Annotated in this window: 33 protein-coding genes, 1 pseudogene and 1 riboswitch; of the genes and pseudogenes, 26 read left to right on the forward strand and 8 right to left on the reverse strand. The window is 75.4% G+C overall.

Annotated elements, in window-relative coordinates; translation table 11 throughout:
* The first annotated feature begins 17 nt into the window (after positions 1 to 17).
* The 8 genes from CLV37_RS00895 (at position 18) to CLV37_RS00930 (ending at position 7,936) form a co-directional block, all read left to right on the forward strand.
* On the forward strand, positions 18 to 1,022 hold the full coding sequence (locus CLV37_RS00895) for an ABC transporter ATP-binding protein (RefSeq protein WP_106206087.1): 1,005 nt from the start codon (positions 18 to 20) through the stop codon (positions 1,020 to 1,022).
* Complete coding sequence (locus CLV37_RS00900) at positions 1,019 to 2,041, forward strand: ABC transporter ATP-binding protein (RefSeq protein WP_106206089.1); 1,023 nt, start codon at positions 1,019 to 1,021, stop codon at positions 2,039 to 2,041. Before CLV37_RS00895 ends, CLV37_RS00900 begins: the two co-directional genes overlap by 4 nt.
* A gap of 150 nt (positions 2,042 to 2,191) precedes the next feature.
* Positions 2,192 to 2,524: an integration host factor, actinobacterial type gene (gene mihF / locus CLV37_RS00905; RefSeq protein ID WP_106206091.1), complete on the forward strand. Its 333-nt coding sequence runs from the start codon at positions 2,192 to 2,194 to the stop codon at positions 2,522 to 2,524.
* Complete coding sequence (gmk, locus tag CLV37_RS00910) at positions 2,521 to 3,108, forward strand: guanylate kinase (protein WP_106206093.1); 588 nt, start codon at positions 2,521 to 2,523, stop codon at positions 3,106 to 3,108. The genes mihF and gmk overlap by 4 nt, the downstream gene beginning before the upstream one ends.
* A 30-nt stretch (positions 3,109 to 3,138) precedes the next feature.
* Positions 3,139 to 3,402 (forward strand): DNA-directed RNA polymerase subunit omega, encoded by a 264-nt coding sequence (gene rpoZ, locus CLV37_RS00915; protein WP_106206095.1) that lies wholly within the window; start codon positions 3,139 to 3,141, stop codon positions 3,400 to 3,402.
* Positions 3,399 to 4,670, forward strand: a complete 1,272-nt coding sequence (coaBC, locus tag CLV37_RS00920; RefSeq protein WP_106206097.1) for a bifunctional phosphopantothenoylcysteine decarboxylase/phosphopantothenate--cysteine ligase CoaBC — start codon at positions 3,399 to 3,401, stop codon at positions 4,668 to 4,670. The genes rpoZ and coaBC overlap by 4 nt, the downstream gene beginning before the upstream one ends.
* On the forward strand, positions 4,671 to 5,870 hold the full coding sequence (metK, locus tag CLV37_RS00925) for a methionine adenosyltransferase (protein WP_146149248.1): 1,200 nt from the start codon (positions 4,671 to 4,673) through the stop codon (positions 5,868 to 5,870).
* Positions 5,871 to 5,944: 74 nt separating this feature from the next.
* Complete coding sequence (locus CLV37_RS00930; RefSeq protein WP_245885177.1) at positions 5,945 to 7,936, forward strand: primosomal protein N'; 1,992 nt, start codon at positions 5,945 to 5,947, stop codon at positions 7,934 to 7,936.
* Here CLV37_RS00930 and CLV37_RS00935 read toward each other — a convergent pair.
* Positions 7,866 to 8,453, reverse strand: coding sequence for a mycothiol transferase (locus tag CLV37_RS00935; protein ID WP_211298277.1), 588 nt, complete (start codon positions 8,451 to 8,453; stop codon positions 7,866 to 7,868). The two genes, CLV37_RS00930 and CLV37_RS00935, sit on opposite strands and share 71 nt — an antisense overlap.
* 72 nt (positions 8,454 to 8,525) lie before the next feature.
* On the opposite strand from CLV37_RS00935, the gene CLV37_RS00940 reads away from it, so the two are divergent.
* Entirely contained in the window at positions 8,526 to 9,536 is a 1,011-nt protein-coding gene (locus CLV37_RS00940) for an aldo/keto reductase family protein (protein ID WP_106206101.1), read from the forward strand.
* Positions 9,537 to 9,564: 28 nt separating this feature from the next.
* Here CLV37_RS00940 and CLV37_RS27335 read toward each other — a convergent pair whose 3' ends face one another.
* Positions 9,565 to 9,873, reverse strand: coding sequence for a hypothetical protein (locus CLV37_RS27335; RefSeq protein WP_170126987.1), 309 nt, complete (start codon positions 9,871 to 9,873; stop codon positions 9,565 to 9,567).
* Positions 9,874 to 10,087: 214 nt separating this feature from the next.
* Here CLV37_RS27335 and def point away from each other — a divergent pair, with 214 nt between their 5' ends.
* Genes def through CLV37_RS00955 form a run of 3 tightly spaced genes read left to right on the forward strand, consistent with a single transcriptional unit; the run spans position 10,088 to position 12,998 of the window.
* Complete coding sequence (def, locus tag CLV37_RS00945; RefSeq protein WP_106206103.1) at positions 10,088 to 10,633, forward strand: peptide deformylase; 546 nt, start codon at positions 10,088 to 10,090, stop codon at positions 10,631 to 10,633.
* Complete coding sequence (fmt, locus tag CLV37_RS00950) at positions 10,633 to 11,550, forward strand: methionyl-tRNA formyltransferase (protein ID WP_106206105.1); 918 nt, start codon at positions 10,633 to 10,635, stop codon at positions 11,548 to 11,550. Before def ends, fmt begins: the two co-directional genes overlap by 1 nt.
* Positions 11,547 to 12,998 (forward strand): RsmB/NOP family class I SAM-dependent RNA methyltransferase, encoded by a 1,452-nt coding sequence (locus CLV37_RS00955; RefSeq protein WP_211298278.1) that lies wholly within the window; start codon positions 11,547 to 11,549, stop codon positions 12,996 to 12,998. The genes fmt and CLV37_RS00955 overlap by 4 nt, the downstream gene beginning before the upstream one ends.
* On the opposite strand, the gene CLV37_RS00960 is transcribed toward CLV37_RS00955, so the two are convergent.
* On the reverse strand, positions 12,991 to 14,190 hold the full coding sequence (locus CLV37_RS00960; RefSeq protein WP_106206107.1) for a hypothetical protein: 1,200 nt from the start codon (positions 14,188 to 14,190) through the stop codon (positions 12,991 to 12,993). The genes CLV37_RS00955 and CLV37_RS00960 overlap by 8 nt on opposite strands.
* A 59-nt stretch (positions 14,191 to 14,249) precedes the next feature.
* Here CLV37_RS00960 and CLV37_RS00965 point away from each other — a divergent pair, with 59 nt between their 5' ends.
* Positions 14,250 to 15,026 (forward strand): isocitrate lyase/PEP mutase family protein, encoded by a 777-nt coding sequence (locus CLV37_RS00965; protein ID WP_106206109.1) that lies wholly within the window; start codon positions 14,250 to 14,252, stop codon positions 15,024 to 15,026.
* 78 nt (positions 15,027 to 15,104) lie between these two features.
* Positions 15,105 to 16,148 (forward strand): alpha-hydroxy acid oxidase, encoded by a 1,044-nt coding sequence (locus CLV37_RS00970; protein ID WP_170126988.1) that lies wholly within the window; start codon positions 15,105 to 15,107, stop codon positions 16,146 to 16,148.
* 6 nt (positions 16,149 to 16,154) lie between these two features.
* Here CLV37_RS00970 and CLV37_RS00975 read toward each other — a convergent pair whose 3' ends face one another.
* Together CLV37_RS00975 and CLV37_RS00980 are read right to left on the reverse strand one after the other, a co-directional pair.
* On the reverse strand, positions 16,155 to 16,556 hold the full coding sequence (locus tag CLV37_RS00975; RefSeq protein ID WP_106206113.1) for a type II toxin-antitoxin system death-on-curing family toxin: 402 nt from the start codon (positions 16,554 to 16,556) through the stop codon (positions 16,155 to 16,157).
* Positions 16,553 to 16,795 (reverse strand): hypothetical protein, encoded by a 243-nt coding sequence (locus CLV37_RS00980; RefSeq protein WP_146149249.1) that lies wholly within the window; start codon positions 16,793 to 16,795, stop codon positions 16,553 to 16,555. The genes CLV37_RS00975 and CLV37_RS00980 overlap by 4 nt, the downstream gene beginning before the upstream one ends.
* Positions 16,796 to 16,864: 69 nt before the next feature.
* Here CLV37_RS00980 and rpe point away from each other — a divergent pair, with 69 nt between their 5' ends.
* From rpe to CLV37_RS01015, 7 genes and pseudogenes are all read left to right on the forward strand, one after another.
* Positions 16,865 to 17,542, forward strand: a complete 678-nt coding sequence (gene rpe / locus CLV37_RS00985; protein ID WP_211298279.1) for a ribulose-phosphate 3-epimerase — start codon at positions 16,865 to 16,867, stop codon at positions 17,540 to 17,542.
* 42 nt (positions 17,543 to 17,584) lie between these two features.
* Positions 17,585 to 17,711, forward strand: a riboswitch (FMN riboswitch).
* 193 nt (positions 17,712 to 17,904) lie between these two features.
* Complete coding sequence (locus CLV37_RS00990; RefSeq protein ID WP_106206117.1) at positions 17,905 to 18,531, forward strand: riboflavin synthase; 627 nt, start codon at positions 17,905 to 17,907, stop codon at positions 18,529 to 18,531.
* A gap of 2 nt (positions 18,532 to 18,533) precedes the next feature.
* Positions 18,534 to 19,139, forward strand: a pseudogene (gene ribB / locus CLV37_RS00995) (3,4-dihydroxy-2-butanone-4-phosphate synthase); the annotation flags it as partial.
* 32 nt (positions 19,140 to 19,171) lie between these two features.
* Entirely contained in the window at positions 19,172 to 19,657 is a 486-nt protein-coding gene (ribH, locus tag CLV37_RS01000) for a 6,7-dimethyl-8-ribityllumazine synthase (RefSeq protein WP_106206121.1), read from the forward strand.
* 125 nt (positions 19,658 to 19,782) lie between these two features.
* Positions 19,783 to 20,046: a phosphoribosyl-ATP diphosphatase gene (locus CLV37_RS01005; protein WP_106206123.1), complete on the forward strand. Its 264-nt coding sequence runs from the start codon at positions 19,783 to 19,785 to the stop codon at positions 20,044 to 20,046.
* A gap of 10 nt (positions 20,047 to 20,056) precedes the next feature.
* Entirely contained in the window at positions 20,057 to 20,914 is an 858-nt protein-coding gene (gene hisG, locus CLV37_RS01010) for an ATP phosphoribosyltransferase (RefSeq protein WP_106206125.1), read from the forward strand.
* Complete coding sequence (locus tag CLV37_RS01015) at positions 20,911 to 21,363, forward strand: PH domain-containing protein (RefSeq protein WP_106206127.1); 453 nt, start codon at positions 20,911 to 20,913, stop codon at positions 21,361 to 21,363. The genes hisG and CLV37_RS01015 overlap by 4 nt, the downstream gene beginning before the upstream one ends.
* Here CLV37_RS01015 and CLV37_RS01020 read toward each other — a convergent pair.
* Together CLV37_RS01020 and CLV37_RS01025 are read right to left on the reverse strand one after the other, a co-directional pair.
* On the reverse strand, positions 21,360 to 21,923 hold the full coding sequence (locus CLV37_RS01020; protein WP_211298281.1) for a nucleoside/nucleotide kinase family protein: 564 nt from the start codon (positions 21,921 to 21,923) through the stop codon (positions 21,360 to 21,362). The genes CLV37_RS01015 and CLV37_RS01020 overlap by 4 nt on opposite strands.
* 16 nt (positions 21,924 to 21,939) lie before the next feature.
* A complete protein-coding gene (locus CLV37_RS01025; RefSeq protein ID WP_106206129.1) occupies positions 21,940 to 23,214 on the reverse strand; it encodes a GNAT family N-acetyltransferase in 1,275 nt (424 codons plus the stop codon).
* 23 nt (positions 23,215 to 23,237) lie between these two features.
* On the opposite strand from CLV37_RS01025, the gene hisF reads away from it, so the two are divergent.
* Positions 23,238 to 24,026: an imidazole glycerol phosphate synthase subunit HisF gene (gene hisF / locus CLV37_RS01030; RefSeq protein ID WP_106206131.1), complete on the forward strand. Its 789-nt coding sequence runs from the start codon at positions 23,238 to 23,240 to the stop codon at positions 24,024 to 24,026.
* Here the strand turns inward: hisF and CLV37_RS01035 are convergent.
* Positions 24,023 to 24,676, reverse strand: coding sequence for a TIGR03085 family metal-binding protein (locus tag CLV37_RS01035; RefSeq protein ID WP_106207276.1), 654 nt, complete (start codon positions 24,674 to 24,676; stop codon positions 24,023 to 24,025). The two genes, hisF and CLV37_RS01035, sit on opposite strands and share 4 nt — an antisense overlap.
* A 53-nt stretch (positions 24,677 to 24,729) precedes the next feature.
* Here CLV37_RS01035 and hisI point away from each other — a divergent pair, with 53 nt between their 5' ends.
* The 4 genes from hisI to trpC all read left to right on the forward strand — a co-directional run bounded on the left by hisI (position 24,730) and on the right by trpC (position 26,977).
* Positions 24,730 to 25,110 (forward strand): phosphoribosyl-AMP cyclohydrolase, encoded by a 381-nt coding sequence (hisI, locus tag CLV37_RS01040; protein WP_106206133.1) that lies wholly within the window; start codon positions 24,730 to 24,732, stop codon positions 25,108 to 25,110.
* Positions 25,107 to 25,715, forward strand: a complete 609-nt coding sequence (locus tag CLV37_RS01045; protein WP_170126989.1) for a Trp biosynthesis-associated membrane protein — start codon at positions 25,107 to 25,109, stop codon at positions 25,713 to 25,715. The genes hisI and CLV37_RS01045 overlap by 4 nt, the downstream gene beginning before the upstream one ends.
* 100 nt (positions 25,716 to 25,815) lie before the next feature.
* Complete coding sequence (locus CLV37_RS01050; RefSeq protein WP_106206137.1) at positions 25,816 to 26,094, forward strand: HGxxPAAW family protein; 279 nt, start codon at positions 25,816 to 25,818, stop codon at positions 26,092 to 26,094.
* 58 nt (positions 26,095 to 26,152) lie between these two features.
* Positions 26,153 to 26,977, forward strand: coding sequence for an indole-3-glycerol phosphate synthase TrpC (trpC, locus tag CLV37_RS01055; RefSeq protein WP_106206139.1), 825 nt, complete (start codon positions 26,153 to 26,155; stop codon positions 26,975 to 26,977).
* Positions 26,978 to 26,988 lie beyond the last annotated feature (11 nt).

Genomic DNA, 26,988 nt, shown 5'->3' on the forward strand with positions numbered 1-26,988 from the left:
CGAACGGTGGGGCGACGATGAGCCTGCTGGAGGTCGAGGACCTGCGGGTGACCTTCGCCCGCAAGGGCTCACCCGCCACCACGGCCGTCGACGGCGTCTCCTTCGACGTCGACGCCGGCGAGGTCGTCGGTCTGGTGGGGGAGTCCGGGTGCGGGAAGTCGGTGACCTCGCTGGCCGTCATGGGCCTGCTGCCGGCGCGGGGCACCCGCGTCAGCGGGTCGGTGCGCTTCGACGGCACGGACCTGCTGAAGGCCTCCCCGGCGGAGGTGGCGCGGCGGCGGGGCAAGGACCTGGCCATGGTGTTCCAGGACCCCATGACCTCGCTGAACCCCGTGCTCACGCTGGGCCGGCAGCTGACCGAGGTGCTGCGCACCCACACCGACCTCGACCGGGCCGGGGCCAGGAAGGAGGCCGTCGACCTGCTGGGCCGCGTGGGGATCCCCGACCCCCGCCGCCGGTTCTCCGAGTACCCCCACCAGCTCTCCGGCGGGATGCGCCAGCGCGTGCTCATCGCCATCGCGCTGGCCTGCTCGCCGCGGCTCATCATCGCCGACGAACCCACCACGGCCCTCGACGTGACCATCCAGGCGCAGGTGCTGGACCTGCTCACCGGTCTCGTGCGCGAGTCCGGCACCGCCATGGTGCTCATCACGCACGACCTCGGCGTCGTGGCCGGCACGTGCGACCGCGTCAACGTCCTGTACGCCGGCCGGGTCGTGGAACGGGCCGCGCGCGCGGAGCTGTTCGCCGAACCGCGGCACCGCTACACGACGGGCCTCCTGGGAGCCGTGCCCCGCGTCGACGCCCCCGAGGGCACGGCGCTGCAACCGGTCCCGGGCTCGGTCCGGGACCTGCTGCCCTGGGCCCAGGGGTGCGCGTTCGCGCCGCGCTGCGGGTTCGCCGACGAGGGGTGCCGTTCCGGCGAGATCGCCCTGGAGGGGGCCGACCACCCCGCGCGCTGCGTCCACCCCGCCGGCCCCGCCCACCCCGCCGACCCCGCCGTCAGGGAGACCGCCCGATGAACCAGCCGCTGCTGTCCGTGCGGGACCTGGCCGTGCACTACCCCATCCGCTCGGGGATCCTGCAGCGCACCGTCGGGGCCGTGAAGGCCGTCGACGGGGTCTCCTTCGACGTCCCGCGCGGTTCGACGTACGGGCTGGTGGGGGAGTCCGGCTGCGGCAAGTCCACCCTCGGCCGGGCCGTCCTGCGGCTGTCCGAACCCACCGCGGGCAGCGTCCACCTCGACGGCCAGGACGTGCTCGCGCTGCGCCCCGAGGAGCTGCGGCGCGCCCGGCGCCGGATGCAGATGGTGTTCCAGGACCCCCTGGCCAGCCTCGACCCGCGCCAGACGGTCGAGAGCGCCCTGGTCGAGCCGCTGGCCGTGCACGGGGTCGAGGGCGGGGCGTCGGCCTGGCGCTCGCGCGTGCGGGGCCTGCTGGACCGGGTCGGGCTGCCCGCCAACGCGGCTGGGAAGTACCCGCACGAGTTCTCCGGCGGGCAGCGCCAGCGCGTGGGCATCGCCCGGGCCCTCGTGCTCGACCCCGACCTGCTGGTCGCCGATGAACCGGTCTCCGCCCTCGACGTCTCGGTGCAGGCGCAGGTCCTGGTGCTGCTGGAGGAGCTGCAGCGCGACCTGGGCCTGACGTACCTCGTCATCGCCCACGACCTGGCCGTCGTCAAGCACGTGTCCACCACCGTCGGGGTCATGTACCTGGGCGGGCTGGTCGAGGAGGGACCGAGCAGCACCCTGTACGCCCAGCCCCTGCACCCGTACACGCGGGCCCTGCTCTCGGCCGCGCCCGTCCCGGACCCCGTGGCCGAGGCGAAGCGGGAACGCATCCTGCTGAAGGGGGACCTGCCCAGCCCCGCGGACCCGCCCAGCGGCTGCCGGTTCCGGACCCGCTGCCCGTGGGTGCAGACCACCCGCTGCCACGACGAGCGGCCGCAGCTGCGCGTCGTCGACGGCCACCCGGACACCCAGCGCGTCGCGTGCCACTGGGCCGAGGACATCGAGGCCGGGCGGATCCTGCCCGCCGCGTGAGTCCCGCGGGCGGGGCGACGGCGGGGGCGACCCCGCCGTTGCCGCCCCGTGACCAGGGTGGATAGGTTCTCGGGGACTTCGCGGAACCCCTGCACGACCTTCGCTCGACCCCCTGCTCGCCCCTTGAGCCCGACGACCTGAGGTGATGACGTGGCCCTGCCTCCCCTGACCGCCGAACAGCGCGCTGCTGCTCTGGAGAAGGCGGCCGCGGCACGACGCGAACGCGCCGAGGTCAAGCACCGCCTGAAGTACACCGGCGGCAGCCTCGAGCAGGTGATCAAGGAGGGCCAGGAGAACGAGGTCCTGGGCAAGATGAAGGTCTCCGCGCTGCTGGAGTCCCTGCCCAACGTGGGCAAGGTCCGCGCGAAGCAGATCATGGAGGAGATCGGGATCTCGGAGTCGCGCCGCGTGCGCGGGCTCGGGGCCCACCAGATCGCCGCGCTCGTGGAGCGCTTCGGCAGCACCGCGGGGAGCGAGTCCTGAACAGCACGACCCGCTCGAACCGCCTGACCGTCCTCGCCGGCCCCACCGCGGTCGGCAAGGGCACCGTCTCGGCCGACCTGCGCGCCCGGTACCCGCAGATCTGGATCTCCGTCTCGTGCACCACCCGGGCCCAGCGCCCGGGCGAGGTCGACGGCGTGCACTACCACTTCGTCTCCGAGGAGACGTTCGACGCCTACGTGCGCGACGGCGAGCTGCTGGAGTGGGCCCGCGTCCACGGCCGGCACCGCTACGGCACTCCCCGCCGGCCGGTCGAGGAGGTCCTGGCCTCGGGGCGCCCGGCGCTGCTGGAGATCGACCTGGCCGGGGCCCGGCAGGTGCGCCAGGCCACGCGCGGCACCGACCTGGAGGCCGGGTTCGTCTTCCTCGCCCCGCCGAGCTGGGACGAGCTCGTGCGCCGCCTCGTGGGCCGGGGCACCGAGACCGCCGAGGAGCGCGAGCGCCGGCTGGCGACGGCGAAGGTCGAACTGGCCGCCGAACCGGAGTTCGACGTCACCATCTACAACGACGACGTGCAGCGTGCGACGGACGAGCTCGTAAGATGGATGGGTCTGCCGGTCAGCTGACCAGCAGCTCCCCATCCTTAGGAGAACATCGTGGCTGGAACCGTCGCGGCGCCCGAGGGCATCACCAACCCGCCCATCGACGATCTGCTGACGGTCGCCGACTCCAAGTACGCCCTGGTGATCTACGCAGCCAAGCGCGCCCGCCAGATCAACGCGTACTACTCCCAGCTGGGCGAGGGCCTGCTGGAGTACGTCGGCCCGCTCGTCGAGACGCACGTGCAGGAGAAGTCCCTGTCCGTGGCGATGCGCGAGATCAACGAGGGTCTGCTGACCTCGGAGCCCATCGAGCAGTGAGCACCCCCACCCGCGTCCCCCAGCACGTCTCCCCGCGCGTCGTCCTGGGGGTCGCGGGCGGCATCGCCGCGTACAAGGCGGCCCTGCTGCTGCGCGAGCTGACCGAGACCGGGCACGACGTGACCGTCGTGCCGACCGCCGCCTCCGAGCGGTTCGTGGGCCGGGCCACGTGGGAGGCCCTGTCGGGCAAGCCCGTCGCCACGGACGTCTTCTCCCACGCCGACCAGGTGCCGCACGTGCGCCTGGGCCGGCACGCCGACCTCGTCGTCGTCGCCCCGGCGACCGCGGACCTGCTGGCCCGCGCCGCGCACGGGCTGGCCGACGACCTGCTGACCAACGTCCTGCTGACGGCGACGTGCCCGGTCCTGCTGGCCCCGGCCATGCACACCGAGATGTGGCTGAACCCCGCCGTGCAGGCCAACGTCGCCCTGCTGCGCTCGCGCGGGGTGACCGTCCTGGAACCCGCCTCGGGACGTCTGACCGGCGCCGACACCGGTCCCGGGCGCCTGCCCGAACCCGCCGACGTCGCGGCCGCCTGCCGCCGCCTGCTGGGCTCGGGGGCGCGTTCCTACGACCTCGCGGGCCGGCGCGTCGTCGTCTCCGCCGGCGGCACCCGCGAGCCCCTGGACCCCGTGCGCTTCCTCGGCAACCGCTCCTCCGGCCGCCAGGGCGTGGCCGTGGCGGCCGCGGCCGCGGCCCGCGGGGCCGTCGTGACGCTCGTGACGGCCCACGTCGAGGTCCCCGCCCCGGCCGCCGTGGAGGTCGTGCCGGTGCAGACGGCCGCGCAGCTGGCCGAGGCCGTGACGAGCGCCGCCGCCGGTGCCGACGTCGTCGTCATGGCGGCCGCGGTGGCCGACTTCCGGCCCGCCTCCCGCGCCGAGGCCAAGATCAAGAAGTCCGAGGACCCCGCCCGGGACCCCGTCGTCGTCCTCGAACGCACCCCCGACGTCCTCGCCGGGCTCGTCGCCGCCCGCTCCGGGACCTCGCCGGTGATCGTCGGCTTCGCCGCCGAGACCGGCGACGCGTCCGGCTCGGTGCTCGAGCACGGCCGGGCCAAGCTGGCCCGCAAGGGCTGCGACCTGCTGGTCCTCAACGAGGTCGGCGAGACCAAGGGCTTCGGCACCGCCACGAACGCCGTGACGATCCTCGGGCGCGACGGCACCGAGCGCGAAGTCCCCGAGGCCAGCAAGGACGTGGTGGCCGATGCGGTCTGGGACGCCGTGGTGCCTATGCTTCCCCCACCTGCTGTTCCGACCCCTGGAGTCTGAGTGACCACCCCGCTGCGACTGTTCACCTCCGAGTCGGTCACCGAGGGGCACCCCGACAAGATCTGCGACCAGATCTCCGACGGGGTCCTGGACGCACTGCTGGAGCAGGACCCCCGCAGCCGCGTCGCGGTCGAGACGATGGTCACCACCGGCCTCGTGCACGTCGCCGGCGAGGTCACCACCGAGGCCTACGCCGACATCCCCACCATCGTGCGCCGCACGCTGCTGGAGATCGGCTACGACTCCTCGGCCAAGGGCTTCGACGGCCGCACGTGCGGGGTCGAGGTCTCCATCGGCTCGCAGTCCCCGGACATCGCCCAGGGCGTCGACGAGGCCTACGAGAACCGCGTCGGCGGCGGCGCGGACCCCCTGGACCTGCAGGGCGCCGGGGACCAGGGCCTGATGTTCGGGTACGCGTGCGACGACACCCCCGAGCTCATGCCGCTGCCGATCCACCTGGCCCACCAGCTGTCCCAGCGGCTGTCCGAGGTCCGCAAGAAGGGCGAGATCCCCTACCTGCGCCCCGACGGCAAGACGCAGGTCACCATCGGCTACGACGGCGACAAGGCCGTGCGGCTGGACACCGTCGTGCTGTCCACCCAGCACGAACCGGACGTCGACCTCGTCAAGACGCTGACGCCGGACGTGCGCCGGCACGTCATCGAGCCCGTCCTGGAGGGCCTCGACCTCGACACCTCCGACATCCGGCTGCTGGTCAACCCGACCGGCCGCTTCGAGATCGGCGGCCCCATGGGCGACGCCGGCCTGACCGGCCGCAAGATCATCGTCGACACCTACGGCGGCATGGCCCGCCACGGCGGCGGCGCCTTCTCCGGGAAGGACCCCTCGAAGGTCGACCGCTCCGCCGCGTACGCGATGCGCTGGGTGGCCAAGAACGTCGTCGCCGCGGGCCTGGCCACGCGCTGCGAGGTCCAGGTCGCCTACGCCATCGGCAAGGCCCAGCCCGTCGGGCTGTACGTCGAGACGTTCGGCACCGAGACGGTCTCGCGCGCTCGCATCGAGGCCGCCATCCGCGACGTCTTCGACCTGCGCCCGGCGGCCATCGTCCGCGACCTGCAGCTGCTGCAGCCGATCTACGCGCCGACCGCGGCCTACGGTCACTTCGGCCGGGAACTGCCCGGGTTCTCCTGGGAGCGCACCGACCGGGTCGACGCGCTGCGCGCCGCGACGGGTAGCTGAGCGCCGAGGAGCAGGCCCAGCCCGCGCTGGCCGGGCTGAGCCTGCCCACCCCGAAGAAGACACCGGCGGCCCCGGTGAAGGCGACCCGCAAGAAGAAACCCCTCGAGGACGTCACCGGCACCGACCCCGTCGCCCGGGTGCTGCTCAGCTCCGCGCTGCCGCACCTGGACCGGCCCTTCGACTACCTCGTCCCGGCCTCGATGGAGCACACCGCCGAACCGGGGCGCCTCGTGCGCATCCCCTTCGCAGGCACCGACGCCGAGGGGTACGTCCTCGAGCGCACCGCCGCCAGTGAGCACACCGGCAAGCTGGCCCGGCTGCGTCGCGTCGTCTCCGGTGTGCCCGTCCTGACGCCCGCCACGCTGGAGCTGTGCCGGCTCGTGGCGGCCGAGTACGGCGGGACGCTGTCCGACGTCGTGCGCCTGGCCGTGCCCGGCCGCCACGCCGCCGCCGAGGAGGCGGTGCTGAAGGCCGCCCCCGTCGTCCACGCCCCCGTCGCCCTCGGTGAGGACCTGCACGGCTGGCAGCGGCACAGCGCCGGCCCGGCCTTCCTCGCCCACGTGCGCGACGGCTCCTCGCCCCGAGCGGTGGCGACCTTCGCCCCCGGCAGCGACCCGTTCGCCCTGCTCGCCGTCGCCGCCCGCGCCGCCCTGGCCTCGGGCCGCACCGCGCTGCTCGTCGTGCCCGACCACCGCGACCTGGACCGGCTCTCGGCCGCCCTGGACCGCCTCGTGCCCGAGGGTCACGTCCGGCTCGAGGCCGACGCCGGGCCCGCCGCGCGCTACCGCGCCTTCCTCGAGGCCCTGACCGGGCGCGCCCGCGTCGTGGCCGGCACCCGCGCCGCGATCTTCGCGCCGCTGCCCAACCTCGGTCTCGTCGCCGTCCTGGAGGACGGCGACGACTCCCACGCCGACCAGCGCGCGCCCTACCCGCACGTGCGCGAGGTCGCGCGGCTGCGCGCCGACCAGGCCGGCGCCGCGGCCCTGGTCGCCGGGTGGACCCGCACCGCCGAGACGCAGCTGCTGCTGGAGTCCGGCTGGGCCCGGCCCGTCCTGGCGCCCCGCGACGTCGTGCGCGCCACCGCACCGCGCATCGCCCTGGCCGGCACCACCGGCCCCGACGCGCAGGACCCCCTGGCCGCCGCGGCCCGGCTGCCCAGCGACGGCTGGCGCGTCCTGCGCGACGCCCTCACCCGCGGACCGGTCCTCGTCCAGGTGCCCCGCACCGGGTACGTGCCCACCCTGGCCTGCCAGACGTGCCGCGAACCGGCGCGCTGCGCCTCCTGCCACGGACCGCTGGCCGTGCCCGGGGCGGGGGAGCGGGCCACCTGTCGCTGGTGCGGGCGCCCCGCGACCGACTGGACCTGCCCCACCTGCCACGACACCCGGTTCCGGGCCGTCGTCACCGGGGCGCGCCGCACCGCCGAGGAGCTCGGCCGCGCCTTCCCCGGCGTGGACGTGCGCACCTCCGGCGGCTCGCACGTCCTGGACACCGTCCCGGACCGCCCCGCGCTGGTCATCGCCACCCCCGGGGCCGAACCCGTCGCGCCGCGCGGCTACGCCGCGGCCCTGCTGCTCGACGGCTGGGCCCTGCTCGCCCGCCCCGACCTGCGCGCCGCCGAGGAGGCCTACCGGCGCTGGACCGCCGCGGCCGCGCTCGTGCGCCCCGCCTCCGAGGGCGGCACCGTGTTCCTGGTCGCCGACCCCCAGGCCGCGCCCGCGCAGGCCCTGGTCCGCTGGGACCCCGCCGGGTTCGCCGAGCGGGAACTGGCCCAGCGCCGCGAGCTCAACCTGCCGCCCGCGGCCCGCTTCGCGGGCCTCATCGGCGTCGCGGCCGACGTCGAGGAGTTCGTCGCCGCCCTGCCGGACCTGCCCGGCGTGCGCGTGCTCGGCCCCCTGCCCGTGCCGGACCAGCCCGGGCGCGCGCCCATGGTCCGCAGCGTCGTGCGGGTGCCGCGCAGCGAGTCCGCCGCGCTGGCGCTCGCGGTCAAGAACGTCACCGCCGGCCGCAGCGTGCGCAAGCTGCCCCTGGTCCGGGTGCGGGTGGACCCGCTGCAGATCGGGTGACCCCTTCCGCCGTCCCCGCCGCGCGGCCCCGGTCCAGGACCAGCCGCTGCCGCCCGTCGAGCAGTTCCCGGGCGGCGTCCAGGTGCCCGGCGTGCGTCGCGGTCTCGACGAGCACGTGCAGCAGCACCGCCCGCAGGTCCGCCAGCCGGAAGCCGCCGAACAGGTCGCCGGGCCACCAGCGCGGCGGCGCGTCCGCGGCCGTCGCGGCGATGACGGCGTCGGCGCGGGCGCACTGCTCGCGGTAGCGCTCCAGCACCACCGTCGCGGGCTCGTCCCCGACGTCCCACGCGTCGAGGCCGGGGTCGAACGTCGCCACCAGTTCGGGCTCGCCGGCCACCACGAGCGGGAACCAGAACCGCTCGTCGTCCAGCGCCAGGTGGTTCACCAGCCCCAGGCAGCTCCACCCCGACGGCAGCACGGGGCGCCGCACGTCCTGCTCGTCCAGCCCGTCCACGATCCCCAGCACGTGCTCGCGCTGCGCGCACAGCTGCGCGTGCACCCGTTCGACCTCGTCCACCCCCCTGCGACTCCCGCGCACGCCGGGACTCAGCGGTCGCGCGCTCGCGGGACCGGGACCAGGATCGGGTCCGTGGACTTCCGACACCTCGGCCGCTCCGGCCTGAAGATCTCCGAGATCACCTACGGCAACTGGCTCACCCACGGCTCGCAGGTCGAGAACGAGGCGGCGATCGCCTGCGTGCACGCCGCCCTCGACGCGGGCATCACCACCTTCGACACCGCCGACGTCTACGCCAACACCGCCGCCGAGACCGTCCTGGGCACCGCGCTGAAGGGTCAGCGCCGCGAGTCCCTGGAGATCCTCACCAAGGTCTTCGGCCCCATCGGCCCCAAGCAGCACAACGACACCGGCCTTTCCCGCAAGCACGTCACCGAGGCGTGCGAGGGCTCGCTGCGCCGGCTGGGCACCGACCACATCGACCTCTACCAGGCGCACCGCTACGACTACGCGACGCCGCTGGAGGAGACGATGCAGGCCTTCGCCGACCTCGTCCGCCAGGGCAAGGTGCTGTACGTCGGGGTCAGCGAGTGGACCGCCGAGCAGCTGCGCGACGGCGCGGCCCTCGCCAAGGACCTGGGCTTCCAGCTCATCTCCAACCAGCCGCAGTACTCGATGCTGTGGCGGGTCATCGAGGGCGAGGTCGTCCCCACCTCCCGCGAGCTGGGCATCAGCCAGGTCGTGTGGTCGCCCATCGCCCAGGGCGTCCTGACCGGCAAGTACACCCCCGGCGGTCAGCCGCCGGAGGGCTCGCGCGCCACGGACGCCAAGGGCGGCGCCGACATGATCAAGCGGTGGATGCGCGACGACGTGCTCTCGCGCGTGCAGGAGCTGAAGCCGATCGCCGCGGACCTGGACCTGTCGATGGCCCAGCTCGCCGTGGCCTGGGTGCTGCAGAACGACAACGTCGCCACCGCCATCATCGGCGCCTCGCGGCCCGAGCAGGTGCACGACAACGCCGCCGCGGCCGGGGTGAAGATCCCCGCCGAGGCGCTGGAGCGCATCGACGCCGTCCTCGGCGACGTCGTCGAGCGCGACCCCGCCAAGACCCACGAGAGCTCGCCCAAGCAGCGCGAGGTCTGAGCCCGGGTCCGACAGGGGTGGGCCCCAGTCAGGACTCCTGGTGCGGCAGGGACCGCGGGGTGTACGGCCTGGTCCGGCCCGCGGTCCAGGCCGTGCCGGTGGCGGGACATGACCCGGGACCCGTCACGGGGCGCGCGGGGGTGGCCGGCGCGGTGGGCGCCGGCCGCACCGCGCGCGCACGCCGCACCTGGAGCAGCTCCACCAGCGCCCCGGCCACCGCGGCGACCATGAGGATGCGGCCCACCGTCGCGACCTCCACCACGTCGAGGTCGACGTGGACGGCGAAGGCCAGCACGGCGCCGAGGGTGAACAGGCGGACGTGGTTCCCGTAGCGCACGGGCCCACCCTGGCCCGGCGGGGGTGGCCGGGTGACCTCGTCGTCACCCGACCGGCCCGGCCCCGGCCCCACGGACCTCCGGTCGGACGCAGCGACGAGACCCCCCGTCACCACCGGCCACGCTCCGCCACCGCAGGTGGATCAGGCCGCAGGGGCCCCCGCGGCCCGGACGTAGACTCTTCGGCGCAACCCCGCCGCCGACCCAGGGAGCCTCGTGGCGATCCAGCCCATCCGACTCTTCGGGGACCCCGTCCTGCGCCAGCGCGCGGAAGAGGTCACCAACTTCGACAAGGAGCTGCGCCAGCTCGTCAAGGACCTCGAGGAGACCATGCTCGCCGCCCCCGGCGCCGGGCTCGCCGCCCCGCAGCTCGGGGTGTCGCTGCGGGTGTTCACCTACCACGCCGACGGTGAGCTCGGGCACCTCGTCAACCCCGTCCTGGAGCTGAGCGAGGAGTGCCAGGAGGGCGACGAGGGCTGCCTGTCGTTCCCCGGGATCGTGGCCGACACCCGGCGCTCGCTGCACGTCGTGGCCAAGGGGTTCGACATGCACGGCGAACCGGTCACCATCACCGGCTCGGAGTACAAGGCCCGCGCCATCCAGCACGAGACCGACCACCTCGACGGGATCCTGTTCATCGACCGCCTCGACAAGGCCCAGCGCAAGCTCGCGCTCAAGGCCGTCCGCGAGGCCGAGTGGCTCGGACTGGAGACCCCGCAGGTCAAGGTGTCCCCGCACGCCACGTTCGGTCAGGCGAGGTAGTGCGTCTCGTCCTCGCCGGAACCCCCGACGTCGCCGTCCCCGCCCTCGACGCGCTGCTCGCCAGCCGCCACGACGTCGTCGCCGTCCTCACCCGTCCCGACGCCGTCGCCGGCCGGGGCCGCAAGCCCGTCGCCTCCCCCCTCGCCCAGCGCGCCCGCGAGGCCGGACTGCCCGTCCTGCAACCGGTCAGGCCCCGCGGCGAGGAGTTCCTCGCACAGTTGCGGGACCTCGAACCCGACGCCTGCCCCGTCGTGGCCTACGGCGCGCTCGTGCCCCGCGAGGCCCTCGACGTGCCCCGGTTCGGCTGGCTGAACCTGCACTTCTCGCTGCTGCCCGCCTGGCGCGGGGCCGCCCCCGTCCAGCGCGCCGTCATGCACGGCGACGACGTCACCGGCGCCTGCGTCTTCGCCCTCGAGGAGGGCCTGGACACCGGGCCCGTCTACGCGCGGTTCACCGAACCCGTCGGCCCCCGCGACAGCGCCGGCGACCTGCTCGGCCGGCTCGCCGTCACCGGTGCCCGGACCCTCGTCGACGTCCTGGACGCCCTCGAGGACGGCACCGCCGCGGCGGTCCCGCAGACCGGGGACGTGAGCCTGGCCCCGAAGATCACCGTCGAGGAGGCCCGCGTCGACTGGACCCGCACCGCCGCCGAGGTCGACCGGCACGTGCGCGGCTGCACCCCCGAACCGGGCTCGTGGACGACGTTCCGCGGGGAGCGGTTCAAGCTCGCCCCCGTGACCCCCACCGACGAGGACCTGCCCGCGGGCCGGATCGTCGTGGAGCGCAAGCGGGTCCTGGTGGGCACCGGCGCCGGGTCGGTCGAACTCGGCCCGGTCCAGCCCGCGGGCAAGAAGCTGATGGGCGCGACCGACTGGGCGCGCGGGACCCGGCCGCAGCCGGGGGAGGAGTTCGCGTGACCGGCCGGACCATCCAGGGTCAGAACAGCCCCCGCCGGGGCGTCAAGCAGGACCGCTTCACGCGCGTCGACGAATCGCGCAAGGTCGCCTACGAGGTGCTGCGCGCGGTCTCGGCCGACGACGCCTACGCCAACCTCGTGCTGCCGAAGCTGCTGCGCGCCAGGAAGCTGAACGGCCGCGACGCCGCCTTCGCCACCGAGCTCGCCTACGGCGTGCTGCGCGGGCAGGGCACCTACGACGCCCTGCTGGCCACCCTCGTCGACCGGCCCCTGGCCGACCTGGACGCCGGCGTCGTCGACGTCCTGCGCATGGGCCTGCACCAGCTCCTGGCCATGCGCGTGCCCGACCACGCCGCCGTCGCCACCAGCGTCGCCCTGGCCCGCAACGTCCTCGGCGGCGGCCCGGCCGGCCTCGTCAACGCCGTGCTGCGCAAGGCCTCCGGCCGAGACCTGGACCAGTGGCTCGCCGAGGTCGCGCCCGGGGACTCCGACGACGACCTCGCCGTGCGGTACTCCCACCCCCAGTGGGTCCTGCGCAGCCTGCGCGAGGCGCTGCGCGCCCACGGGCACGACCCGGCCGAGCTCGAGGACCTGCTGCGCGCCGACAACACCCCCGCGCACGTGGCGCTCGCCGCGCTGCCGGGCCTGGCGAGCCCCGACGACCTCGTCGGGCGCGACGCCCACCTGGAGATCGGCACCGGCCGCTGGGCCCCCACCGCCGCGCACGTCGTGCACGGCGACCCGGGCAAGCTCGCCGCCGTCCGCACCGGCCGCGCCCGCGTCCAGGACGAGGGCTCGCAGGTCGTCGCCCTCGTGCTGGCCGCCGCCGACGTCGAGGGCCGCGACGAGCGCTGGCTCGACCTGTGCGCCGGTCCCGGCGGCAAGGCCGCGCTGCTGGCCGCCACCGCGGCGGGCCGCGGCGCGACGCTGACGGCCGTCGAGGTCGCCGGCCACCGCGCCGAGCTCGTGCGCCAGGCGTTGAGCGCCGTCCCGGGCCTGGCCGACGTCCGCGTCGGCGACGGCCGCGAGGTCGGCACCGACGAACCGGGGGCGTACGACCGCGTGCTCGTCGACGCCCCCTGCACGGGCCTGGGGGCCCTGCGCCGGCGTCCGGAGGCCCGGTGGCGGCGCACCCCCGCCGACCTCGGCTCGCTCGCCCCGCTGCAGCGCGAGCTGCTCGCCTCGGCGCTGGACGCCGTGCGTCCCGGCGGGGTCGTCGCCTACGCCACGTGCTCGCCCGTCCTGAGCGAGACCCGGCTCGTCGTCGACGACGCCGTCAAGGCCGCCGCCAAGCGCGGCGTCGAGGTCGAGCGCCTCGACACCCCGGCCGTCCTGGAGCGGGTCGTGCCCGGGATGCCCTCGGCCGCGGCCGGTGCGGCGGTGCAGCTGTGGCCGCACACGCACGGGACCGACGCCATGCACGTGGCCCTGCTGCGCCGCGTCAGCTGACCCCGGGCACCAGGCGCCCGCGGACCTCGGCGAAGAACGCCGGTCCGCCGGCGTGGCCGCGGCCCACGGCGTCGACGGCCCCGATCGCCGCCCGCGCCGGGTGCTCGTCCGCCGCGAGGGTCACGGCGTCGACGACCGTGGCCTCCGGGGCCACCGGAGGCGGGGGAGAGTCGTCGCCGAACGTGATGACGGAGAACCCCAGTGTGACCTGGGGGTCGTCGCCCCCCGGCGCGGGTGGGTTCAGGACCTCGAAGGCACGCGCCCAGTCGCCCCACACGGCCGCGTCGAGCGCCCGGCCGGAGTCCAGGGCGCCCAGCGCCTCCACGACCTCGGGCAGGTGCTCGACCCCGGCGTCCACGCACGCGCGCCGGGCCGCCCACGCCGCCAGCCGCCGCTGGACCTGCGGCGGGGCGTCGAACACCTCGTCCACCAGGGCCCGGTCCTGCGCGGCCAGCATCGAGGCCCGGCCCTCCAGCGCCTCCAGCTCCGGACGCGGCGCGACCCCGCCCCAGAGCTCCTGCACCAGCCAGGCCCGGTGGCCCTCCTCGAACTCCAGGCGCTCCCGGTCCCGCTCGGCCTGTCGCAGCCGGTGCCGTTCCGCCCGGCCCGGCGACGGGGGCGGCGCGGGCTGCGCGCGCGCCGTCTCGTGCCAGCACCGAGCGGTCTCGCTCCCCTCGCGCAGCACCGCGTCCGGGGACCACGGTGCCGGCCACAGCTGCAGCAGGTACCGCTCGACGTCCGGGTCGGCCTCCGAGCGGACGTCCGCCGCGTTCCCGGCGTCCATCCCGAGCCCGTGCCAGCGCGCCCGGTAGGTGCCCGGTTCCAGCACCGCGACGTCGTGGGCGTCCTGGAAGGTGCTCAGGACGTACAGCGGTGGACCCGCCGGTTCGACGTCCGACAGCCCAGCCCACTCCGGGTCGGGCTCGTCGCTCAGCTCCACCGTGAGCGATGCCTCGACGACGTCCTCCCACTCCGGCGCGGGCGCGCCGGGTGCCTGGTCGCCGGTCTCCACCCGCACGCTCACCCGTCCGGTGTGCAGGCCGGTCACCACGTGCAGGAACCGCAGCTCCTGGGCGCCGAGCAACCCGTTGCGCTGCCCCGCACGTGGCTCGCCCTCGGGGAACTCGTCCTGCGGCCTGAAGTGCACGAACCCGTAGTGGACGTCCACTTCACCGTCGAAGACCACGATCACCGTCCCACTGTGCCCGCCCCACTGCCCCCGTCGCGGCCCTTCGTGAGAGGTTCACTCCCGTGAACTCCGCTGAGAAGGCCGCCCGGCTGCGGCACCTGCACGAAGACCCCGAGCTCCTCGTCCTCGTCAACGTCTGGGACGCCGTGTCGGCGACCGTCGTCGCGGGCGAACCCCAGACCAAGGCCCTGGCCACGGCCGGGCACTCCATCGCCGCCACCTTCGGCTACGGCGACGGCGAGCAGATCCCGCTGGAGCTGGGCCTGTCCCTCGTCGAGCGCATCGTCGTCGCGGCCGGGGACCTGCCGGTCTCCGCCGACCTCGACGGCGGCTACGGCGACGCCGGCGAGACCGTCCGCAAGGCCATCGGGGTCGGCGTCGTCGGCGCCAACGTCGAGGACCGGCTGCGGCCGCTGGACGAGTCCGTCGCCCGCGTCGAGGCCATCGTCGCCGCCGGCGAGGCCGAGGGCGTGCCCTTCGTCCTCAACGCCCGCACCGACGCCCTGGCCCGCGGCGGCGACCGCGGCCGCGACGTGTGGCTGCCCGACGCGATCGAGCGCGGCAAGGCCTACCTCGACGCCGGCGCCACGAGCGTCTTCGTCCCCGGCCCCCTCGACGAGGACGCCGTCACCGAGCTCGTCGCGGCCTTCGGCCCGCAGAAGCTGTCGGTCATCGGCTTCCCCGGCGTGCCCGACCAGGCCCGCCTCGCCGAGCTCGGCGTCGCCCGCATCACCTACGGCCCGCTGACCCAGCGCGTCGCCCTCACCGCCCTGCAGGACGCCGCCCGCGCCATCTACGCCGGCGGGGGCATCCCGGAGGGCACGCGTCCGCTGAACTGACGAACCTGCCCGTGACCTTGGTCCCGTCGAGGGACCGGAGGGCACGGGGAGCCCGGCCGGTGGGCGAGGATGAGGTCCGTGACCTGGATCGAGGACCTCGCCCGCCGCGCCGACGCCGTGCTGCCCGACTACGTGTCGGCCTACTACCACTCCAACGCGGGCGACGGCTCCTGCGACCGGGAGGGCATCGCCGACTGGAACGCGTTCCGGCTGCGGCCCAGCGTCCTGCGCGACGCCTCCGCCCAGGACCTCACCAGCGACGTGCTCGGCACCCCCGTCGCCGCGCCGATCCTCGTGGCCCCCATGGCCCAGCAGGTCGGGGCCCGGCCCGAGGGGGAGGTGCTCACCGCCCAGGGCGCGGCGAAGGCCGGCACCCTGCTCGGCGTCTCCACCAACACCGGCGCCCGCTTCGACGACATCGCCGCCCAGGGCGCGCCCTGGTGGTACCAGGTCTACGTCGCCCGCGACCGCGCGGCCACCCGCCTGCTCGTCGAGCGCGCCGCCACCGCCGGCGCCAAGGCGCTCATCCTCACCGTCGACACCACGCCACTGGGTCGCGAGATCCCCGCGATCGACCCCCGCAACTGGCCCGAGGGCCCGCGCAAGAACCGCACGGCCAACCTCACCGCGGCCGAGCTGGAGCGCTTCGGCAAGGACACCGACATGGCGCTGGACCTGACGCCGGACGTCATCGGCTGGCTCGCGGAGGCCTCCGGGCTGCCCGTCCTGTGCAAGGGCGTGCTCACCGCCCGCGACGCGCGTCGCTGCGTGGACGCCGGCGCCGACGGGATCATCGTCTCCACCCACGGCGGCCGCCGCCTGGGCAACTCCGTGACGTCGGCCTTCGCCCTGCCCGAGATCCTCGCCGAGGTCGGCGGCGAGGTCGAGGTCCACGTCGACTCCGGCATCCGCGGCGGCGCGCAGGCCGCCGTGGCGCTCGCGCTGGGGGCCAAGGCCGTGCACATCGGCCGGCCCGCCATGTGGGGCCTGGCCGCCGACGGCGCCGAGGGGGTGGCCACGGTGCTGGCGAACTACCAGGCCGAGCTGGTGACCACGTTGCGGCAGATGGGGATCGGGTCGGTCAAGGACCTGCGCCCCGCCGACGTCGTCGCCCGCTCCTGACGCGCCTCAGTCGCTGACCCCGCGCTCGACGAGGCGGGTCAGGCGGGCCGCGATCTCGGGGACGTCGTCGAGGGTGCCCTCGGCGACGTCCCGGGTCAGCGCCAGGCCGGCCCGCGCCGACGTGGCCGCCACGCCCGTCCCGTTCAGGTGCAGCATCGCCAGCGCCGCGAGCAGGGCCGTCCGCTCGTTGCCGTCGACCAGCGGGCGGGTGCGCACGATCGAGTGCAGCAGCGCGGCCGCCTTGCGGGGCAGGTCGGGGTAGGCGTCGCGGCCCAGCACCTGCAGCTGCGGGCGCTCGGCGGCCAGGGCCAGCAGGCCGGCGTCGCGGACGTCGTAGGGGCCGTCGGGGAAGATCGCGGTGAAGCGGACGAGGTCGCCGACCGTCAGGTAGCGGACGGGGCGGATCACCCGGCCCGGACCGCGACGCCGTCCAGACCGGCGGTGAGGGCGTCGAACAGGTCCTTGTTCTCGGCGTAGATGGCGCGGGCGACGTCCTGGACGTCGGCGCGGTCGGCGTCGTCGGCCTGCTCCAGCAGCCCTTCGAACAGCCGCTGGCGCGAGACGCCCGGGTGGCGGGACTGCAGGCGCTCGAGCATCGAGCGGTGCGCCGCGTCGAGCCGGAGGGTGAACGCGGTCGTCTCGGACATGACGTCACGGTACACCAGTGGTGCGTCGTGACGTCAGATCCGCGCGGGGTCGCGGGGTACTGTCGCGCCGTGCCCCAGGACCGCGAACCGCGCATCAACCCCTCCATCCTGTCCGCCGACTTCGCCAACCTGCAGGCGGAACTGGACCGGATCTCCACCGCCGACGCCGCCCACGTCGACGTCATGGACGGGCACTTCGTGCCGAACCTCACCCTGGGCCTGCCGATCGTCGAGGCGCTGCAACGGGTCTCGCCGATCCCGCTGGACTGCCACCTCATGATCGACGACCCCGACCGCTGGGCCCCGGCCTACGCCGAGGCCGGGGCCGCGGGCGTCACGTTCCACGCCGAGGCGGCGACCGCCCCCGTGAAGCTGGCGCGCGAGATCCGCAAGGCGGGGGGTCGGGCCGGGATCGCCCTGCGGCCGGCGACCCCGGTCGAGCCCTACGTCGACCTGCTCGGGGAGTTCGACATGGTCCTCGTCATGACCGTCGAGCCCGGGTTCGGCGGGCAGGGGTTCCTCGACGTGACCCTGCCCAAGATCCGCCGGGCGCGCGCCGCCATCGGCGACTCCGGGTTCGACGTGCGGCTGCAGGTCGACGGGGGCGTCTCGGCGAGCACGATCGAGCGTGCCGCCGAGGCCGGGGCCGACGTGTTCGTGGCCGGCTCGGCCGTCTACGGGGCCGACGACGCCGCCGCCGCGATCGGTGAGCTGCGTCACCTCGCGGCCGCCGCCTGCCGGCACTGAACCCGCTGCGTGGCACACTGGCCCGCAGCAAGACCGCACGACACGCGTGCTCCGGGGTCGGTGGAAACCCGAACCGGCGGTGACAGTCCGCGAGCCCCCACCTCGGTGGGCGGTTGATCCGGTGGAACTCCGGGGCCGACGGTGAAAGTCCGGATGGGAGGCAGCGCGCGGCGTCGTCGTCGCGCGCTTCGCCGACCCCGCACCGCGGGTCGTGCCGGCCGTCGACGTCGACGCCCCGGTCGACGGTCCGCCCCGGTCCGCCCTGCCCGCAGGGCCACCCCGGCGCACCCGTCGTCGCCTCCCCGTGCCCCGCGGAGCTCGCTGGACCACCAGCTCGCAGCACCGTCCAGGAGGCAGTCCCCGTGTTCACCGGAATCGTGGAAGAGATCGGCGAGGTCGTCGCCGTGGAGTTCGGCTCGGAGTCGGCGCGGCTGACCGTGCGCGGACCCGTCGTGGTCTCCGACGCCGTGCACGGCGCGTCCATCGCCGTCGACGGCGTCTGCCTCACCGTCGTCGACCAGCCCGAACCGGGCACCTTCACCGTCGACGTCATGCAGGAGTCGTTGCAGCGCAGCTCGTTGCACGACGTCGCCCCGGGCCGCCGGGTCAACCTCGAACGCGCGATGGCCGCGCACGGCCGCCTCGGCGGGCACATCGTGCAGGGCCACGTCGACGGCACCGGCACGCTCGTGGCGCGCACGCCGGGGGAGGCGTGGGAGGTCGTGCGGTTCGCGATCCCGGCCGACCTGGCCCGCTACGTGGTGGAGAAGGGCTCCATCACGATCGACGGCACCTCGCTCACCGTCTCCGGCGTCAGCGCCCCCGGCGTGGACGAACCGTGGCTGGAGGTCTCGCTCATCCCCGCGACCCTCGAACTGACGGTCCTGGGCACCAAGGGGCCCGGAGCGCAGGTCAACCTCGAGGTGGACGTCCTGGCCAAGTACGTCGAGCGGCTGAACGCCTTCGACCGGATCGGGGCGGGGGCGTGAGCGTGAGCACCACCACCGCCGTCGACGAGGCGCTCGTCGCGCTGCGCGCCGGCCGTCCCGTCCTCGTCTCCGACGACGCCGACCGCGAGAACGAGGGCGACGTCGTCCTCGCGGCCGAGCTCGCGACGCCGGAGTGGATCGGATGGACCGTGCGGCACACCTCGGGGATGCTCTGCGCCCCGATGAGCGCCGAGCGCGCCGACGCCCTGGCCCTGCCGCGGATGGTCGAGCGCAACGAGGACTCGCTGCGCACCGACTACACCGTCAGCTGCGACGCGGCCACGGGCGTCACGACGGGCATCTCCGCGGCCGACCGCGCTCGGACCGCCCGCGTCCTGGCCGACCCGTCCTCGGTGCCCGCCGACCTGATCCGCCCCGGGCACGTGTTCCCGCTGCGGGCCCGGCCCGGCGGCGTCCTGGAACGCCCCGGGCACACCGAGGCGGCCGTCGACCTGTGCCGGCTCGCGGGGCTCAGGCCCGTCGCGATCATCGCCGAACTCGTCGAGGACGACGGGTCGATGTCACGCTGGGACCAGATCGTCGCGCTGGGTGAGCAGCACGCGCTGCCCGTCCTGACGATCGCCGAGCTGCGGGCGCACCTGTCCGCGGCGGCAGGACAGGACGCAGGAGAGGGGAACGCGTGAGCGGGGACGGAAGCCCGGAGATCACCGTCGACGGCAGCGGGCTGCGGGTCGCGGTCGTCGCGGCGCGCTGGCACGCCGAGGTCATGGAGGGCCTGCTGGCCGGCGCGCGCCGCGCCCTGGAGGCCTCCGGCGTCACCGACGTCACCGAGGTGCGCGTGCCGGGCGCCTTCGAGCTGCCCGTGGCCGCGGCCCGGCTGGCCCGCGCCGGCTACGACGCGGTCGTCACCCTGGGCGTCGTGATCCGCGGCGGCACACCGCACTTCGAGTACGTGTGCGACGCCGCGACGTCCGGCCTGACCCAGGTGGCGGTCACCACGGGCGTGCCCATCGGGTTCGGCGTGCTCACCGTCGACAACGAGGCCCAGGCGCTGCACCGGGCCGGGTTGCGCGGTTCGCGCGAGGACAAGGGCGCCGAGGCCGTGGAGGCGGCGCTGGAGACGGTCGTCGCCCTGCGCGGCGTCGCGCCCCTGCCGACGTCCTGAGGGTCCTGGCACGTTGACTCCCCGGTCCCGTTGAACGGGACCGGGGAGTCAACGTGCCGGAACGGACCGCCGCCGGGGGACCGCGTGGTCGGGGCGAGCAGCCCGACGGCCTAGACTCCCTGCACGTGAAGACCTTCGACGCCCTGTTCGCCGAACTGAGCGACAAGGCGCTGACCCGGCCCGCGGGCTCGGGGACGGTGCTGGAACTGGACGCCGGCGTCCATGCCATCGGCAAGAAGGTCGTCGAGGAGGCGGCCGAGGTGTGGATGGCCGCGGAGCACGAGTCGGGGGAGCGGACCGCCGAGGAGATCTCGCAGCTGCTGTACCACCTGCAGGTGCTGATGATCGCCCGCGGTCTGACGCTCGACGACGTGTACTCCCACCTCTAGGAGACCCCCCGTGCCCACCGAACCGCTCCGCATCGCCGTCCCCAACAAGGGCTCGCTGTCCGAGGCCGCCTCCGCCATGCTGCGCGAGGCCGGCTACAACCAGCGTCGCGAGGCCAAGGAACTCCTCCTCGACGACCCGGACAACAACGCCCAGTTCGTCTTCCTGCGCCCGCGCGACATCGCGCTGTACGTCGGCTCCGGCACCCTCGACGCCGGCATCACGGGCCGGGACCTGCTGCTGGACTCCCGCGCCCCGGCCGACGAGGTCCTGCCGCTCGGCTTCGCCCGCAGCACCTTCCGCTTCGCCGGTCGCCCGGGGGTCGCCTCCGGGGTGGGCGACCTCGAGGGCCGCCGGATCGCGACGAGCTACTCCGGGCTGCTGGCCAAGCACCTCGCCGACCACGGCGTCACCGCCGACATCGTCCACCTCGACGGGGCCGTGGAGACCGCGGTCGCTCTCGGCATCGCGGACGTGATCGCCGACGTCGTCGAAACCGGCACCACGCTGCGCGCCGCCGGGCTGGAGATCTTCGGCGAACCGATCATGCGCTCGGAGGCCACCCTCGTGCGCCGCGCGGGGGCCGAGGCCGACCCGGCCGTCGAGGTCCTCGTGCGCCGGCTGCAGGGCGTCCTCGTCGCCCGCCAGTACGTGATCGTCGACTACGACTGCCCCAAGGCCCTCGTCGAGCGGGCCTTCGCGATCACCCCGGGCCTGGAGTCGCCGACGGTCTCCCCGCTGGCCAACGACGAGTGGGTCGCCGTGCGGGCCATGGTCAAGAGCTCGGAGACCAACCGCGTCATGGACGAGCTGTACGACCTCGGCGCCCGCGGCATCCTCGTCACGAGCATCCACGCCTGCCGGCTGTGACCGCGGTGGTGACCCAGGGGGAACGCGCCGACTTCCGGCCCCGGCGGGCCCGGGTCGTCGGCTTCGGCTTCGCGATCGGGCTCGTCGTGGTCATGGTCGGCATGTCGATCGGGCTCTCCTTCGCCCCCGACTCCGGCTGGCAGCGCCAGGACAGCGTCTTCGCGGTGGTCTTCGCCGTCCTGTGCGCCGCGGTGCTCGTCCGGCTCGTCTCGGTGAACGCGCGGGTGACGGACGAGGCGCTCGTCGTGCGCAACGTGGTCTTCACGCGCGAGGTCGAGTGGGGCGCGATCGTCGCGGTCCGCTTCGGCGGGGCCGACCCGTGGCTGACCCTGGACACCGACGACGGCGAGAACCTCGCCGTCATGGCCGTCCAGCGCGCCGACGGCGAGCACGCCCGGGCCGAGGCGCTGCGCCTGGCGCGCCTGGTCGAGGAGCGCGCGGGCCGCTAGGCCCAGGCCGGGACGGCGCCCGCCGCGGTGGCCGACCCGAACGTCACGTCCGGTCGCAAGGGCCTGCGGGAGAACAGCTCCGCCTCCTGCGCCGCCCACGCGTCCCAGTGCGGGGCGAAGGTGGCCCCGTCGCGCGCCAGGGCCCGGGCCCGGCGTACCGACGGGTCGGCGACGAGCTCGACGAGCAGGTCCACCGGCCCGGCGCACCCCGCCCCGACGCCCTCGAGCACGACCAGGCCGCTCGTGGGCAGCGCGACGGTGCGCGTGTAGGCGTGTGCGGACCAGTCCCAGACGGGCTGGTGCGCGACGGCCCCCGAGCGCAGGGTCGCCAGCAGCCCGGACAGCACGTCGACGGCGGCGGCCAGCCCCGACCAGCCCGGGTACAGGTCGTCCACGTGCACGACGACGGCACCCGTGCGCTCGGCGAGCGCGGCCGCCAGGTCGGTCTTGCCCGACCCGGAGCGGCCGTCGACCGCGACGACGGTGGGCCCGGCGGCCGGTGCGGGGACGGCGGCCAGCAGGGCCAGGACCTCCTGCACGACCTCGTGCGTCGGGCGCACCCCGCTCACCGCCACGTCAGAACCACGTCGGGCACCACGGCTGCTCGGGCGTGGCCATGAGCGTGGTGAGGGTGTAGGCCGCAGCCGCCGAGCAGTCGATCCGGCCGGCCGCGTGCAGCGCCACCGCCGACGTCCCGCCGAGCAGCAGCGAGGACAGCTCGCCCACGGGCAGCACGACGTCGGGCTCGGCGTCGGTCGTGGTGACCTCGGCGCACACCCAGCCGTCCGCGCCGCAGCGCTGGGCGGCGACGTGCAGCCGCACGGTCGCCTCGGCCAGCCCGAGCGGGTCGACGACCTTCAGCACGAGCGTCCCGCACCCCAGGTACCGCCGGGCGGCGAGCGCCCCGGGAACGTCCAGCGCCCGCAGCCACAGCAGGTCGTCCACGGGCCCGGTCTGCACGGCGCGGGGGTCGACGAGCAGGTGGGGGAGCAGCTCGTCCACGGGCCGGTTGCCCGCCCGTGTCGTGCGCACGAGGTCGATGGAGGTGACGAACTCCCACAGCGCCCGGTAGGCCGCCGGGGTGGCCGCGGCGAGGTCGCGCACGTGCGCGGTGCCGTCGGGCACGCGGCCCACGGACTCGTCGGTGACGTCGTAGGCGACGTACCCGTCGGCGACGCCGCGCTCGTCGCGGTGCAGCACGACGTGCCCGGAGTGGCCCAGCCAGCGGCCCGGACCGCGCCGGGCCGCGGCCTGCCACCACGCCTCGTCGCGCAGCAGCCCGCCGGGGCGGTGCCGGCGCGTGCGGTCGTGCACGGCGGCCAGCTCCGCGGTCCGCCCGTCGGGCACGAACTCCAGCGAGCCGGAGGCCGCGGGCGCGTCGGGCCGGAACCGGACGCGGGCGTCGTCGAGGACCAGGCTCGTGGCGCGGGTGGCCGCGCCGAACCCGAACCGGCCGTAGATGGGGGCCTCGGCCGCGATGAGCGCGGCGAAGGCGTGCCCGTCGTGCCGGGCCCGCTCGAGGTCGGCGGTGAGCATCCGCGTCAGCAGCCCGCGGCGGCGGTGGGTGGGCAGGACCGTCGCGGTCGAGACGGCGTCGACGCTCACGGGCCCCGAGCCCGGCACCGTCAGCTCGGAGTCGAAGGTGCGCAGCGTCGCCACGACCCGGTCCTCGCCGGCCACGGTGTCGTGGACGGCGCTCAGGCGGTGCCCGGTGACGGCTCGGCGCCGCTCCTGCAGGTCCTCCTCGGTGGGGGCCGACTGCAGGAACGCCGCGCGGCTGGGGACCGACCAGGCGCGCAGGGCCTCCCGGTCCTGCGGATCGACCTGCGTCACGCGGAGTTCGGGGGCCACGGGGCCGACGGTACCTTTCCCCCGTGCCCGTTTCTCCCGCGACCGTCGCGGTCCGTGTCATCCCGTGCCTGGACGTCGACGCCGGCCGCGTCGTCAAGGGCGTCAACTTCGCCGACCTGCGCGACGCGGGCGACCCCGTGGAGCTCGCGCGACGCTACGACGCCGAGGGCGCCGACGAGCTGACGTTCCTGGACGTCACCGCCTCCTCCGGCTCGCGCGAGACGACGTACGACGTCGTGCGCCGCACGGCGGAGCAGGTCTTCATCCCCCTGACCGTCGGGGGCGGGGTCCGGGCGGTGGCCGACGTGGAGAAGCTGCTGCGGGCGGGGGCCGACAAGGTCGGGGTGAACACCGCCGCCATCGCCCGGCCCGAGCTGATCGCCGAGATCGCCGACCGCTTCGGGGCGCAGGTCCTCGTGCTGTCCGTCGACGCCCGGCGCACCCTGCCCGGCGAGCCCACGACGGCCTCGGGGTACGAGGTGACCACCCACGGCGGCCGGCGCGGCACGGGCCTGGACGCCGTGGAGTGGGCCGTCCGGGCCGCCGAGCTGGGGGCCGGGGAGATCCTGCTGAACTCGATGGACGCCGACGGCACCCGGCAGGGGTTCGACCTGGAGATGCTGCGCGAGGTCCGGGCCCGGGTCGGGGTCCCCCTGGTGGCCAGCGGCGGTGCCGGGGCCGTGGAGCACTTCCCCCCGGCCGTGGCCGCGGGGGCCGACGCCGTGCTGGCCGCGAGCGTCTTCCACTTCGGCCAGCTGACGATCGGGCAGGTCAAGGACGCCCTGCGCGCGACCGGGTCGCCGGTGCGCTAGACCGGGAACGCCTCGCGGAATCGCTGCACCGCAGCGGGTGCGCCGTCGACGCGGACGTTCGCGCGGCTGCGGCGGCCGAAGGCGTGCAGCAGCAGCTCGGCCGGGTCGCCGGTGAGGGCCACCGAGTCCGCCCCCTGCTTGACCACGGCGCGCGGACCCTGCGGCGTCACGAGGACGACGCCGACCCCGGCGCGCCGGTAGGCGACCCGGCCCAGGACCTTGACGGTGCGCCACAGCGCGGCCCGCTGGGCGCGGGGCAGTTCCCGGGGGGCCCAGTCGTCCTGCGCGCGCAGGATGTCCTCGTGGTGGACGAAGAACTCGGCGCTGTTGGTCAGGGAGTCCAGCGCCGGCAGCTTCAGCGGCCCGTGCGGGCCGTTGCGGACGCGCTCGACGAGGTCCTCGAACGGCGCGGCGCCCAGCTCGGACAGGACGCGCTCGCGGTGGCCCCGCAACGGCGGGACGGCCTCGCCGAGCACGACGTCGGGGCGGTTGTCGCGCACCGCCAGGTGCACCATCAGGTCGCGCACGTCCCAGCCGGCGCACAACGTGGGGGCGTCGGGGCCGACCCGCGAAGCGCTGTCGCACAGGCCGTCCCGTTCGCGGCGCGCGTCGCTGGGGTGCCGGTTCGAGGCGGTGGGGCGGGTGGGCATGACCCCGATCGTGCCACCCGGCCCGCGCACCGCGACCCCGGGGCGGTGAGACCATGACGGGCGTGTCGCCGCTGAGTCTCGATCCGTCCGTCGCCGCCCGCCTCAAGCGCAACGAGGCCGGCCTGGTCTGCGCCGTGGTGCAGCAGCACGACACCCGCGAGGTGCTCATGGTGGCGTGGATGGACGACGAGGCCCTGGCCGAGACGCTCACCACCGGCCGCGCCACGTACTTCTCCCGCAGCCGCCAGCAGCTGTGGCGCAAGGGCGACACCTCCGGGCACGTGCAGTGGGTCAAGGAGGTCTCCCTGGACTGCGACGGCGACGCCCTGCTCCTGCAGGTCGAGCAGGTGGGGGCCGCCTGCCACACCGGGGACCGCACCTGCTTCGACGCGACGAGCCTGCCCCTGGCCCGCACCGCCGCCCGGCCCGCGTGAGCGCCCCCGCCTCCCCGGCGCCCTCCCGGCCCCGCAGCCGCCGCGGGCCGCTGCTCCTGCTCGCCGCCCTCGGGGCGGTCCTCGCGCTGGGCGCGGGGGCGCCGACCTGGGTCAGCGGGGTGGCGCGGACCGCGTCGGGGACCAGCGCCGTCGTGGTGGACGGCCGCGACGCGGCGCCGGTCGCCACGGCCCTGGCCCTGGTCGCCCTCGCGGCGGTGGTGGCCTCGACGCTGGGCCGCCGGTTCGCGCGCCTGCTGGCCGCGCTCGTCCTCGTCCTGGCCGGCGCCGGGGTCGTCTCGGCGTCGGTGGGCACGCTGACGCACCCGGCCACCGCCCTGGCCGCCCCGGCCCGCGCGGTCAGCGGCACGACGCAGGCCCGCCTCGAGGGCGGGGCCGCCCTGCGCCCGTGGCCCGTCGTCTCGGCCGCCGGTGGTGCCCTCGTCGCCGTGGCCGGCCTCGGCGCGTTCGCCGCCTCCCGGCGCGCCGGCGCCCCCGCCGGGCCGACCCGGCACGAGCGCGACGCGACGCGGGTGGTGGCGACGCCGGCCGAGGACCCCGCCGCGGCCTGGGACTCCCTGACGCACGGCGACGACCCCACTCGCTGAGCCGCCGCGCCCGCCGGCGCGGTGAGTCGGTACGGTGTGCGTAGTACGTGTGCCGGACGGGGTGAGCCGACCGGCGCCCCAGACCTGCCGAGGAGCCACCGTGAGCACCCACCAGAACCCCACCGCCCACGGGGACGTCGACATCGCCGACGAGCACGGTCACGGCCACAGCGTCGCCGCCTGGGCCGGGGTCGCGGTCTGCCTCGTCGGCTTCCTCATCCTGTCCCTGGCGATCGTCTTCCCCAGCTGGACCTGGGGGATCATCGGCGGCGTCGTCATCCTGGCCTCCCTCGTGGTCTCGGCGGTCCTGGCCAAGGCCGGCTACGGGGTCAAGGGCGCGGACGGCAAGCCCGTCGGCGCCGCCCGCCCGCGCCGCTGACGTCCGGCGGGCGCGGGGGCGGGCCCTGGCGGCCCCCGCGCGGAGATACCCTCGACGCGTGACAGTCCTCGACGACATCCTGGCCGGCGTCCGCGAGGACCTGGCGGCCCGCAAGGCCCTGACCTCGCTCGACGAGCTGAAGGAACGCGCCCGCCGGCAGGTCCCGGCCAAGGACGCGCACGCCGTCCTCAAGCCGCGCGACGCCGAGCAGCGCGGGGTCAAGGTCATCGCCGAGGTCAAGCGCAAGAGCCCGTCCAAGGGCGCGCTGGCCACCATCCCGGACCCGGCCGCCCTCGCCGGTCAGTACGAGCTCGGTGGCGCCAGCGTCATCAGCGTCCTGACCGAGCAGCGCCGCTTCGGCGGCAGCCTCGACGACCTGCGCGACGTCCGCCTGGCGGTGGACGTGCCCGTGCTGCGCAAGGACTTCGTCGTGGAGTCGTACCAGTTGTGGGAGGCCCGCGCCTGGGGAGCCGACGTCGTGCTCCTCATCGTGGCCGCCCTCGAGCAGGAGGCCCTCGTGTCGCTCATCGAACGCACCCACTCCCTGGGCATGACGGCGCTGGTGGAGGTGCACACGGCCGAGGAGGTCGCCCGCGCCCTCGACGCCGACGCCCGGGTCATCGGGGTCAACAACCGGAACCTGAAGACCCTCGAGGTCGACAACGGCACCTTCGCCGACCTCGCCCCGCTCATCCCGGACACGAAGGTCAAGGTCGCCGAGTCCGGCGTGTCCGGCCCGCGCGACGTCGTCGAGTTCGCGCGCGCGGGCGCCGACGCGGTCCTGGTCGGCGAGACGCTGGTCCGCGGCGACGACCCGCGCCGCGCGGTGGCCGACCTCGTGGCCGCCGGTGCGCACCCGGCCGTTCAGGCGGTGCGCCCGTGACCACCGCCGCC

Origin of the sequence: Kineococcus rhizosphaerae (genome assembly GCF_003002055.1) — a bacterium.
Taxonomy (GTDB): Bacteria; Actinomycetota; Actinomycetes; order Actinomycetales; family Kineococcaceae; genus Kineococcus; species Kineococcus rhizosphaerae.